9 protein-coding genes and 1 rRNA gene (1 of these 10 running past the window's edge) are annotated in these 12,500 nt (G+C 48.6%); 9 read left to right on the plus strand and 1 reads right to left on the minus strand.

Going from position 1 to position 12,500, the window contains the following annotated elements:
* The first annotated feature begins 86 nt into the window (after positions 1 to 86).
* The 6 genes from dnaA to gyrB all read left to right on the plus strand — a co-directional run bounded on the left by dnaA (position 87) and on the right by gyrB (position 6,414).
* Complete coding sequence (gene dnaA, locus R70723_RS00005) at positions 87 to 1,433, plus strand: chromosomal replication initiator protein DnaA (RefSeq protein ID WP_039868801.1); 1,347 nt, start codon at positions 87 to 89, stop codon at positions 1,431 to 1,433.
* 200 nt (positions 1,434 to 1,633) lie between these two features.
* A complete protein-coding gene (gene dnaN, locus R70723_RS00010) occupies positions 1,634 to 2,776 on the plus strand; it encodes a DNA polymerase III subunit beta (RefSeq protein WP_039868804.1) in 1,143 nt (380 codons plus the stop codon).
* Positions 2,777 to 2,823: 47 nt separating this feature from the next.
* On the plus strand, positions 2,824 to 3,051 hold the full coding sequence (gene yaaA, locus R70723_RS00015; RefSeq protein ID WP_039868807.1) for a S4 domain-containing protein YaaA: 228 nt from the start codon (positions 2,824 to 2,826) through the stop codon (positions 3,049 to 3,051).
* 23 nt (positions 3,052 to 3,074) lie between these two features.
* Positions 3,075 to 4,193, plus strand: a complete 1,119-nt coding sequence (recF, locus tag R70723_RS00020) for a DNA replication/repair protein RecF (RefSeq protein WP_039868809.1) — start codon at positions 3,075 to 3,077, stop codon at positions 4,191 to 4,193.
* Positions 4,194 to 4,209: 16 nt separating this feature from the next.
* Positions 4,210 to 4,458 (plus strand): extracellular matrix regulator RemB, encoded by a 249-nt coding sequence (remB, locus tag R70723_RS00025; protein WP_039868811.1) that lies wholly within the window; start codon positions 4,210 to 4,212, stop codon positions 4,456 to 4,458.
* A gap of 45 nt (positions 4,459 to 4,503) precedes the next feature.
* The gene (gene gyrB / locus R70723_RS00030) at positions 4,504 to 6,414 is read left to right on the plus strand and encodes a DNA topoisomerase (ATP-hydrolyzing) subunit B (RefSeq protein WP_039868814.1); all 1,911 of its coding nucleotides are present in this window, start codon (positions 4,504 to 4,506) and stop codon (positions 6,412 to 6,414) included.
* A gap of 90 nt (positions 6,415 to 6,504) precedes the next feature.
* Here gyrB and R70723_RS00035 read toward each other — a convergent pair whose 3' ends face one another.
* Positions 6,505 to 7,377, minus strand: coding sequence for a YheC/YheD family protein (locus tag R70723_RS00035; RefSeq protein WP_039868815.1), 873 nt, complete (start codon positions 7,375 to 7,377; stop codon positions 6,505 to 6,507).
* A 310-nt stretch (positions 7,378 to 7,687) separates the two neighbouring features.
* On the opposite strand from R70723_RS00035, the gene gyrA reads away from it, so the two are divergent.
* The 3 genes from gyrA to R70723_RS00050 form a co-directional block, all read left to right on the plus strand.
* Positions 7,688 to 10,231: a DNA gyrase subunit A gene (gene gyrA, locus R70723_RS00040; protein WP_039868817.1), complete on the plus strand. Its 2,544-nt coding sequence runs from the start codon at positions 7,688 to 7,690 to the stop codon at positions 10,229 to 10,231.
* Between the two features lie 232 nt (positions 10,232 to 10,463).
* Positions 10,464 to 11,564, plus strand: coding sequence for an HD-GYP domain-containing protein (locus R70723_RS00045; RefSeq protein ID WP_039878052.1), 1,101 nt, complete (start codon positions 10,464 to 10,466; stop codon positions 11,562 to 11,564).
* Between the two features lie 392 nt (positions 11,565 to 11,956).
* Positions 11,957 to 12,500: ribosomal RNA gene (locus R70723_RS00050) — 16S ribosomal RNA — on the plus strand; it runs 1,004 nt beyond the window's last position.

Here is a 12,500-nt window from a genome sequence, read left to right on the forward strand (position 1 = left end):
GATAAGATTCAGCATGAACCCATTTTCTTCGACATTTCCACTTCATGGCTGACGCCACATTGGAAGATTTAAAGGAGTGACAGTCTGTGGACAGCCATACTTCTGAATTATGGCAGCAAATTTTATCGATTATTCAAACTAAACTAAGCAAACCGAGCTTTGATACATGGTTTAAAGCGACGAAAGCCATTACTTTCAATTCGCAAGCCCTGATCATCTCGGCGCCTACAACCTTTGCCGTAGAATGGCTGGAAAGTCGTTATACCAAGCTGGTAGGAGCAACAGTTTATGAAGTAACCGGACAACAGGTAGACGTTAAGTTTGTCATTGAGGAGAATAAGCCTGCAGAGCCTGTAGTACAGCAGGCGGCACCTTCGCCGGTGGTATCGCGCGAGGAAGCGCAGACTCACCTGCTCAATCCGAAATATACGTTTGACACCTTCGTTATAGGCTCAGGTAACCGTTTTGCGCATGCTGCCTCACTGGCTGTGGCCGAAGCGCCTGCCAAAGCTTATAATCCCCTCTTTCTGTATGGCGGCGTAGGTCTGGGGAAGACGCATTTAATGCATGCCATCGGGCACTATGTGCTGGAGCATAACCCCAACAATAAGGTTATTTACATTTCATCCGAGAAATTCACGAATGAATTTATCAATTCAATCCGTGATAACCGCGGTGAAAGCTTCCGCAACAAGTACCGTAACGTTGATATCCTGCTGATTGATGATATTCAATTCCTGGCCGGCAAAGAATCTACGCAGGAGGAATTTTTCCATACGTTTAATGCCCTTCATGAAGAACGCAAGCAGATCATTATCTCCAGCGACCGTCCGCCCAAGGAAATCCCGACGCTGGAAGAGCGGCTGCGCTCCCGGTTTGAATGGGGACTGATTACCGATATCCAGCCGCCGGATCTGGAGACCCGGATTGCTATCCTGCGCAAAAAGGCCAAGGCGGAGAACCTTGACATTCCCAATGAGGCTATGATGTACATCGCCAACCAGATTGATACGAATATCCGTGAGCTGGAGGGCGCGCTGATCCGGGTTGTAGCGTATTCGTCCTTGACCAATCAGGATGTAACCACCCATCTGGCAGCGGAAGCGCTGAAGGATATTATTCCGTCCAGCCGTCCCAAAATGATTACCATCGGAGATATTCAGCAGAAGGTCGGGGAATACTACAACCTCCGCATGGAGGACTTCAAAGCGCGCAAACGCACTAAAGCCGTCGCTTTTCCGCGGCAAATCGCTATGTATCTGTCCCGTGAGCTGACGGATTATTCGCTGCCCAAGATCGGAGAAGCCTTCGGAGGGCGTGACCATACAACCGTTATCCATGCCCATGAGAAGATTACACAGTCATTAAAGGTCGATCAGGAGTTGTACAAAGTGGTAAATAATCTAGCAGAGAAAATTAAAAATCCTTCCTAAGAGGAACTCAGAGCCTATACACAATCTATACACATGTGGGTAGGCTTAATTTTATGCTGTTTTGGAGACTTATCCACATAAACGGAGCCCCTACTACTAATACTATTAAAGATCTATAATAATTAATCTTCTAAAAGCATCAAATGCAGAAGAAAAAATCACGAATTCAACCCCCCAATTTTCCAGCTAGGAGTGAAATCATGAAAATAAGCATTCTTAAAAATGAGCTCAATGAATCGATCGGACATGTATCCAAAGCGATCTCCAGCAGAACAACCATACCAATCCTGACCGGCATCAAATTTGAGGTCAGCCATCAGGGTGTGACACTCACTGCAAGTGATACAGATATTTCGATTCAATCCTTTATTCCGGCTGAAAACGACAGTCATACCGTTGTAAAGGTCGAGCAGCCGGGAAGCGTAGTGCTTCCGGCAAAGTTTTTTGTCGAAATTATTAAAAAGCTGCCCTCCAAAGAAATCCACATGGAAGTGAAGGAAGGCTTCCAGACCTATATCTCTTCCGGCTCCACCGAAATCCAGATCGTAGGCCTTGATCCTGAAGAATTCCCGGTTCTGCCGAGCATTGAAGAGAACGAAACCATCTCTTTGCCTGGTGACCTGCTCAAAAACATGATCAAGCAAACAGCCTTCTCCATCTCTACCCAGGAAACAACACCGATTCTGACAGGAATCCTGTGGAATCTGACTGATAACGAATTTAAATTTACAGCAACTGACCGCCACCGCCTGGCTACAAGAGCCGCGCACCTGGAAGGAACCGAAAATGTACAGTTCTCCAACGTGGTTATTGCCGGCAAAACGCTGAACGAGCTAAGCAAGATCATTCCTGACCAGAATATGCTGGTTGATATCGTCGTGGCCGATAATCAGGTATTGTTCAAAATCGATAAGGTGCTGTTCTATTCCCGCATCCTGGACGGCATTTATCCGGATACTTCTAGAATTATTCCGACAGCCTACAAAACAGAACTAACTTTGGACACAAAAAAATTAAGCGAATCGATTGACCGTGCTTATTTGCTGTCCCGTGAGGAAAAAACGAATATTGTACGTATGCAGACACTCGACAACGGGGATGTTGAAATCTCCTCCAGCTCCTCCGAGCTTGGTAAAGTGCGTGAAGAGCTGGAGGTTATCGATTTCAAAGGCGAGCCGCTCAGAATTTCCTTCAACTCGAAATATATGCTGGATGTGCTGAAGGTTGTCGAAAGCGAGCAGCTGGTCATTGCTTTTACCGGAATGATGAGTCCGATTATTCTCCGGCCGCTGGATGACAGCCGCAGCCTGTATGTCATTCTGCCTTACCGCACAACTAATTAATGCCGCTGTTCCGCATCTGTGGATAAGTGGTGGAAAGGATAAAAAACATGAAAAAAATACTTATCCACAGTGGATATATTAAGCTCGACCAGTTTTTGAAGCTCTCTGATTGTGTATCCACAGGGGGAATGGCAAAGGCTCTGCTCCAGGAGGGTCATGTGCTTGTTAACGGGGAAGTGGAAGAACGGCGTGGAAGAAAGCTCTATCCTGGTGATAGAATAGAGGTTCAGGATAACGGCGTTTTCGAGGTTGAAGGCGGCGGAATACAAGAGTAGTACTTCGGGGAGGCCTAAGCTTAGTGTTTGTTAAAAATATCGGTCTGCAGCATTATCGCAACTATGGGCTGCTGCGTCTGGAAAGCCTGGGCGATGTCAATCTGATTCTCGGCCGGAACGCCCAAGGCAAGACAAACCTCATGGAGGCTCTGTTTGTACTGGCTATGACTAAAAGCCACCGCACCTCCAAAGACAAGGAGCTAATCTCGTTTGATGCTCCGGCGGGCTCCGCACAGATTGTCGCTGAAGTTGAGCGCAAATACGGGGATCTCAAGCTGGAGCTGACCTTGTCCGGCGGAGGTAAGAAGGCTAAAATAAATGGACTGGAGCAGCGGCGCTTAAGTGAATTCGTCGGCTCGCTCAATGTGGTCATGTTCGCTCCGGAGGATCTGGAGATTGTCAAAGGTACGCCGGGTATACGCCGCCGTTTTCTCGATATGGAAATCGGCCAGGTGCAGCCCAGCTACCTTTTTCACTTACAGCAGTATCAAAAGGTGCTGCTCCAGCGGGGCAATCTGCTGAAGCAGCTGTGGGGTAAGGAAGCTGCCGGTAAAGAGCTTCTGGAGATATGGGATGCCCAACTTGTGGACCATGGTGTTAAAATCGTCAAAAAAAGGAAACAATTCATAAAGAAGCTGCAGATTTGGGCCGAAAGCATTCACCGGGGCATTACGAACGGGGGAGAAGAGCTCAAGCTGCTGTATGTTCCCTCGTTCGGTGAGCGCGAGGAGGAAGATGAAGCTGTTTTATTGGACAAATTTATGTTAAAGTTATCACAAACGAGAGAACAGGAAATTAGGCGCGGCATGACGCTGACGGGTCCCCATAGGGATGACCTGTCCTTTTTTATCAACGGAAGAGAAGCTCAGGTCTACGGCTCCCAGGGACAGCAGCGTACGGCAGCTTTATCGCTCAAGCTGGCGGAAATTGAACTGATCCATGAGGAGATCGGGGAGTATCCTGTGCTGCTTCTTGATGATGTTTTGTCCGAACTTGATCCCTATCGTCAGACCCAGCTTATCGAAACCTTTCAGAGCAAGGTGCAGACGTTCATCACTGCTACCGATGTGGAGAGTCTGAATGCCGACAAGCTGAAGGGCGCAAGCCTATACCATGTTCATGATGGAAAAGTGGAGATTTAAAGAGCGGAGGCAGATCATGTATATTCATTTGGGCGGGGAAAAGGTTATAAGATCCTCAGAGCTGATAGCAATATTTGATATATCAATTGAGAAATCCTCTAAGGTATCTAAACAGTTTATTCTTCATTCCGGACAGGACAAGAAATTGGAACGGATCGGTGAAGAGGAAGCCAAATCCATTGTCGTCACCAAGAATACGGTATACTACTCCCCCATTTCCTCCTCCACTCTCAAAAAAAGAGCCAAAATCTTGTTGGAAATATAAATCGTTGAGGTTATAAGAGATAATCTGAAAGAAGTAGGTGAAGGCATGTCAATGAATCAACCGACATATGATGAGAGCCAGATTCAGGTGCTTGAAGGGCTGGAAGCGGTCCGGAAGCGTCCCGGCATGTACATCGGCTCTACCAGCGCCAAAGGTCTGCATCATTTGGTCTGGGAGGTTGTCGATAACAGTATCGATGAGGCGCTGGCAGGTTTTTGCGACCGGATTCAAGTGATTATTCATGAAGATAACAGTATTACTGTAATTGATAACGGGCGGGGTATTCCTGTCGGCGAGAATGTGAAGCTGAAGAAATCCACGCTTGAGGTTGTAATGACTGTCCTGCATGCCGGGGGTAAGTTCGGCGGTGGCGGATATAAGGTTTCCGGCGGTTTGCACGGTGTAGGTATTTCCGTTGTAAATGCATTGTCCGAGAAGGTGGTAGTGACTGTTAAGCGTGATGGCCATGCCTACCAGCAGGAATATAGACGCGGTGCCCCTCAGCACGATATCAAGATTATTGGTGATTCAGATGAGACCGGTACAACTACAACATTCCTTCCGGATCCGGAGATTTTTACGGAGACGACTGTTTTTGAATATACAACACTGCTTACCCGTATCCGGGAGCTGGCCTTCCTGAACAAGGGAATTGAGCTTTCGCTGCTGGATGAGCGGACTGGAGTATCCAACACGTTCAGATACGACGGCGGTATCGTGGAGTATGTGAAATATCTGAATGAGAAAAAAGAAGCGCTGCATGAGGAACCGATCTACGTGGAAGGCTCACGGGATATGATTGCGGTTGAGGTAGCTCTGCAATATAACGATTCGTATACAGAGAATATTTATTCTTTTGCCAATAACATCAATACGCATGAAGGCGGAACGCATGAATCCGGCTTTAAGAGTGCGCTGACCCGGATCATCAACGATTATGCCCGCAAGACCGGTGTAATTAAGGACAGCAGCAACAACCTGACCGGCGACGATGTCCGTGAAGGGCTGACAGCGATTATCTCAGTTAAAATTCCTGAGCCGCAGTTTGAGGGGCAGACCAAGACTAAGCTTGGTAACAGTGAGGTCCGCGGAATTGTTGAATCCCTGTTCGGTGAGAAGCTGCAGCAATTCCTTGAAGAGAACCCTGCAGTTTCCCGGCGTGTACTGGAGAAGTCGCTGCAGGCTTCACGTGCGCGTGAAGCAGCCCGCAAGGCCCGTGAGCTGACACGCCGCAAGAGTGCGCTTGAAGTCAGCGCCCTTCCGGGTAAGCTGGCTGACTGCTCATCTAAGGATGCTTCCATCAGTGAGCTTTATATCGTCGAAGGGGACTCGGCCGGCGGATCAGCCAAGCAGGGACGCGACCGTCATTTCCAGGCGATCCTGCCGCTGCGCGGTAAGATTCTGAACGTTGAGAAGGCACGTCTGGACCGTATTTTGTCCAACGCCGAGATCCGGGCTATTATCACGGCACTCGGTACAGGCATCAGTGATGACTTTGATATATCCAAGGCACGCTACCACAAAATCGTCATCATGACCGATGCCGATGTCGACGGTGCTCATATCCGAACCCTGCTGCTTACCTTCTTTTATCGGTACATGCGGAAAATTATCGAAGCAGGCTTTATCTATATTGCCCAGCCGCCGCTCTTCAAGATTGAGCGTAATAAGGTAATCCGCTATGCACAAACCGAGAGGGAACGTGATGAGATCATTGCCGGCTTCGGCGAGAATGTGAAGGTTAACGTCCAGCGCTACAAAGGACTTGGAGAGATGAATGCCACGCAGCTGTGGGATACGACAATGGACCCTGAGAGCCGCACAATGCTGCAGGTAACCATTGAGGATGCCATTCTGGCTGATGGAATCTTCGATACCCTAATGGGCGATAATGTAGAGCCGCGCCGTGAATTCATTCAGGAGCATGCGCAGTCCGTCCGTAACCTTGATGTTTAATGCTTAAATGCCTGTTATAACAAGAACCTCCAGCCCTATTCACGGAATAGAAGGCAGGAGGTTTTTTTGTTGTAGGCGGCCATTGCTGTTTTATGATTTGGCTAGCAACCTTCGGCGAGCAGTTCCAGCGGGCTTTGCCTTCTTCAGACGCCCGTAGGCTATGGCGTAGCGGCGGATTCTGCGGTAAATGGATTTATCGGGAAATGATTTGAATACCATAATTGCCGGCAGTGTGTTTACCTCAAGCAGCCAGGGGTCATGGTGCTGATCCAGTGCTACATCAAGCCCGATCTCCTTAAGCCCGGGATAGGCGGTTTCAAGCTGTGCTCCGATTCTGACCCCCATTGACTTCAGCTGCTGGATCATACCCGTCATCTCGCCCGGGCTCATATGCTCTTTAAACAGGGCTTCCACAGAAAAGATACTGCCGCCGTTATGATAATTGGTCACTACCTTCTGTGGTGCAGCTACCCTTCCGAGCATGCCTGTAGTTTCCCATCCGCCTGAAGGCGTCTTTTGCGTAAGCACACGCAGATCAAACGGCCGGTTGTTATGCTTGAGCAGATCGATGCCCTGCTGCACCAAGTAGGGACGGCCATTAAGCTTGGGGAGAATGGCAGCGTCAAGCTGTGAGGCGGACTGAAATACTTCAGCATCCTTTGCATAACGCAGCACGTACATAACCTGCTCCTGCTTGTCAGGCTCACCATCCTCAACTGCCGGAGCATCCTCAGCCTGCTGCCTGCTTGCACTTAAATGCACAACTCGGCGTTCAGCCCGCATAACTCCGATCCCGTAAGTACCCCGGTCGGGCTTGATATATACCGTGCCATAGACATCAAGCAGCTCGGTCAGATGATCCAGACTGTATTTTCGCGTTTCCGGAATGAAGACCGCCAGCTGGCGGTTTTGCAGGATGACTTTTGTTTTGGCCCATTTACTGGACACGCGTTGAATCCTCATTATTTTCCTCCCAGCCTATTTCTTAATTGCAGATTGCGCTCTTAATTGTCAGGACAAGTTAACTAAATAATGTTATAATATTAGGATATGGGGCTATACCTCTATGGCCATAAATAGGGTCATGAACCCGTTCCACTTGTCTGTATATTCTATGTACTGGAGGCATTGGCGGAAAGGGCATATACCCCTAACGGTGCTAAAAGAAATGAATAATAGCAGATATAAGGCTACCCCCGTTTAATTGTGCTGTTTTTGTGAAAGTAATATAATTAAGGGTAGCGGTTTTTAACTGAAGGAGGTCCAGCAACTCATGGCTGAACAAAATAACCCGCAAATCAAAGACCGGGACATTGGTGAGGAAATGCGCGAATCCTTTATGGATTATGCGATGAGCATCATTGTCAGCCGGGCTTTGCCGGATGTGCGGGACGGACTCAAGCCTGTTCACCGGCGCATTCTGTTTGCAATGTCTGAACTCGGAATGTCTCCGGATAAACCTCATAAGAAGTCAGCGAGAATCGTCGGCGAGGTTATCGGTAAGTATCACCCGCACGGTGACTCTGCTGTATATGAGACCATGGTACGTATGGCGCAGGATTTCTCAATGCGTTATATGCTTGTAGATGGCCACGGCAACTTTGGTTCGATCGATGGCGATATGGCAGCGGCAATGCGTTATACAGAAGCGCGTTTATCCAAAATTGCAGGTGAAATGCTGCGTGACCTTAACAAGGAAACGGTTGATTTTGCACCTAACTATGACGGTGAAGAGCACGAGCCTGTTGTTCTGCCTGCCCGTTATCCGAACCTGCTTGTTAACGGGGTAGGAGGGATCGCAGTAGGTATGGCCACCAATATTCCTCCTCATAATTTGGGAGAGGTTATTGACGGTGTACAGGCTATGATCAAGAATCCGGATATTACCCCTATGGAGCTTATGGAATATATTCAGGGTCCTGATTTCCCGACAGCCGGATATATTCTGGGACGTGAAGGCATCCGCCAGGCTTACCGTACCGGCCGCGGCTCTGTGACCATGCGCGCCAAGGCGACCATTGAAGAGAATAATGGCAAAGCCCGGATTATCGTGCATGAGCTTCCTTATCAGGTCAACAAAGCGAGACTGGTAGAGAAGATTGCCGAGCTGGTCCGCGAGAAACGGATTGAGGGCATTACCGATCTGCGCGATGAGTCAGACCGTACGGGTATGCGTGTCGTTATTGAAATGCGTCGCGACATTAATCCTAACGTTGTGCTCAACAATCTTTACAAGCATACGGCTATGCAATCGACCTTTGGCATCAATATGCTGGCGATTGTGAATAACGAGCCTAAAATTCTCAATCTTCGTGATGTGCTCTACCACTATCTGCAGCACCAGATTGAAGTAATCCGCCGGCGGACGATTTTTGATCTGAAGAAGGCTGAAGCGCGTGCACATATTCTGGAAGGCCTGCGTATAGCGCTTGATAATCTGGATGAGATCATCGCACTGATCAGAGGCTCACGCACAACCGATATCGCCCGCGAAGGCTTAATGGAGACATTTAGCCTCAGTGTTGAGCAGGCACAGGCTATCCTTGATATGCGGATGCAGCGCTTGACCGGACTGGAACGGGAGAAGATCGAGAACGAATATAATGAGCTGCTGGCCAAAATTGCCGAGTACAAGGAAATTCTGGCTAACGAGCACCTGGTCCTGGAGATTATCGGGAACGAGCTGCAGGAGATCCGGGATAAGTATTCCGATGAGCGGCGGACCGAAATTACGGTCGGAGAAGAAAGCATCCTTGATGAGGATCTGATTCCGCGTGAAGAGGTCGTTATTACGATTACACACACAGGGTATATCAAACGTCTGCCGGTAAGCACGTACCGCAGCCAGAAGCGCGGCGGACGCGGCGTAATCGGCATGGATACCAAGGACGAGGACTTTGTGGAGCATCTCTTCGTGAGTAATTCCCACAACTATCTGCTGTTCTTTACCGATAAGGGTAAGGTATACCGGATCAAAGCCTATGAAATCCCAGAGTTAGGGCGTACGGCCCGGGGAACGCCGATCATTAACCTGATTCAGATTGAACAGGGTGAGAAGATCAGTGCTGTAATCCAGGTACAGGAGACAGACAGCGATAAGTATCTGTTCTTTGCTACCAGCGAAGGTATTGTGAAGAAGACACCGCTTGAGGATTATAATAATATCCGCAAGGGCGGACTTATCGCCATCAACCTTCGTGAAGAGGATTCCCTGATTGAAGTGAAGCTGACTGACGGCCAGCAGAATCTGATCATAGGTACTGCCCGCGGTATGTCCATCACCTTCTCTGAGAATGATGTCCGTTCTATGGGAAGAAGTGCAACCGGTGTAAAGGGTATTACACTGGATGAAGATGACCATGTCATTGGCATGGATTGCGTAGACCAGGATCTTGAAGTTCTTATTGTAACAACCAAGGGCTATGGTAAACGGACACCTGCCGGCGACTATCGTTCCCAGACCCGCGGGGGTAAAGGGATCAAGACGATCAATCTTACTGACAAGAATGGTCCGGTAGTAGGTCTGAAGGTTGTTAAGAGTGATGAGGATCTGATGATCATTACAACCAGCGGAACCCTGATCCGTACCAGCATGGACGGAATCTCGACAATGGGCCGTTATGCACAAGGCGTTAAGCTGATCAATATCCGTGAGGACGATGCTGTAGCTACACTGTGCAGAGCGGATAAAGAGGAAGATGAGCTGCCTGAACATGAGGACGGCGAAGGTATCGAGACAGTAACAGCTGCAGATACAGAAGCAGTGGGAGAAGCTGAGCCTGAGGCAGATGCCGAGGGTGAGGAAGGTCTCGAATAGTACAGCATGGGGCATGAATTCCTGATTTGAAGGAACTCATGCTCCTTTTTTATTTGATTAATTTGCGGAATAGGCATTACCCTATCTAGCCGCTTTTAATTATCCATAATATAATTAGAGAATTAAACAGCGTATGCAGTATAGCGGCATCCGTCTGGCCGGGGTGCGGGGTTTTGGCACATTCAATATACTCCCGGGCGCAAGTTTTTACAGAAACAGAGGGGCTGATTATATGCCAAGCGTATCCGTGGCAGAAGTAAAACCGGGTTCAAAAATTATCAAGGATGTTAACACGCCGCTAGGAGGCCTGCTGTTTTCTAAAGGCAAAGTGGTCTTGCCGCGGGATATAGAGATCCTTCAGGCTTTTCTTGTCCAGCAGGTGGAAATTGAGGGTGCGCAGAGCGAGAATAAAGCTCCTGAGCAGGCTAAACCGGTTGCCAAGAATACGCCTGTTAAGGCAGGCGCCACCATCAATGAGTCACTTCTGGCCAAAAGTAATTCTTCGCTGCATGATGAATATGAAAAAATGCTGGCCCTTGTTAAGCAGATATACCGTTCTGTTGCTGCAGCACCGCTGCCTATTCTGGAGATACGGAGTCAGCTGGAGGCCTTAATCAATGAGCTTAAGGATTATCATGTCTTAAAATTTGCACCGAGGATTATTCATGAAGAGGACTATAATTATCATAACGCAGTGCTTTCAGCCCTGACCTCATACCGAATTGCCCAGTGGTGCGGCTATCCGCAAAAGGATTGGATGCAGGCTGCCTTTGCCGGCTTGCTGCATGATATAGGTAATGCCAAGGTCGATGCCTCATTGCTGCAGAAGCCTAACCCCTTGACCGGATCCGAGTTAGAAGAGGTACGCAGGCATACAACCTATGGATACCAGCTGCTGCGCAATGTTACGGCGATTAATGAGGGAGTCAGACTCGCGGCACTTCAGCATCACGAAAAAATAGACGGATCAGGTTATCCGCTGCGTCTGGAAGGCACCCAGATTCATTTCTATGCGAAAATTGTAGCCGTCGCTGATATCTTTCACGCAATGACTCTAAGAAAGGCATACAGAAAGGCACAGTCGCCCTACCTGGTGCTGGAACAGATTCTGGCCGAGAGCTTCGGCAAGCTGGACCCGGTTATTGTTCAGACCTTTATTCATAAGACCACAGATCTCTACAATGGAACGCGAATTAGGCTGAGCGACGGCCGTCATGGAGAAATCATATTTACCGACCGCAGTAATCCTACAAGGCCAATGGTGCAGGTAGAAGGAAAAATTGTAAACCTGATGGTGGAGCGCGAGCTGCACATTATGGAGATTATTGCTTAGAGGTATGGTGCAGATACACAGTACATTAGAGCTGTCTTAGCCCGCCCCTCAGTCTTAGAAATAGACGGGCGTTAAGACAGCTTTTCTTTATTTAAAATAATGCTTGCATTCCTTTTCTCTACATGGTATATTCTATATCTGGCCGCGAAACGTTGAAAAGCATCGAAGCTAAGCTCGAAAAAAGAAATTAAAAAAAGAGCTTGCAACGAACGGTTGGATGTGATATAGTATAAGAGTTGCTGCTGACGAGGACATCGAAGGCAACAACGAGCTTGATCTTTGAAAACTGAACAACGAGTGAGTATCGGAAATCACTTCGGTGAGATCCAAAAGTAGAGAATGTAAATTCTCGTCAGATGTTTCAAAATGAGCAATCGCTCTTTCTAAATACCAATTTGGAGAGTTTGATCCTGGCTCAGGACGAACGCTGGCGGCGTGCCTAATACATGCAAGTCGAGCGGAGCTTATCCTTCGGGGTAAGTTTAGCGGCGGACGGGTGAGTAACACGTAGGCAACCTGCCCCTTAACCTGGGATAACTACCGGAAACGGTAGCTAATACCGGATAATTTCTTTTTTCTCATGAAGGGAGAATGAAAGGCGGAGCAATCTGTCATTAAGGGATGGGCCTGCGGCGCATTAGCTAGTTGGTGGGGTAACGGCTCACCAAGGCGACGATGCGTAGCCGACCTGAGAGGGTGAACGGCCACACTGGGACTGAGACACGGCCCAGACTCCTACGGGAGGCAGCAGTAGGGAATCTTCCGCAATGGGCGAAAGCCTGACGGAGCAACGCCGCGTGAGTGATGAAGGTTTTCGGATCGTAAAGCTCTGTTGCCAGGGAAGAACGTCCGGTAGAGTAACTGCTACCGGAGTGACGGTACCTGAGAAGAAAGCCCCGGCTAACTACGTGCCAGCAGCCGCGGTAATACGTAGGG

The organism is Paenibacillus sp. FSL R7-0273 (assembly GCF_000758625.1).
GTDB lineage: Bacteria > Bacillota > Bacilli > Paenibacillales > Paenibacillaceae > Paenibacillus_AQ.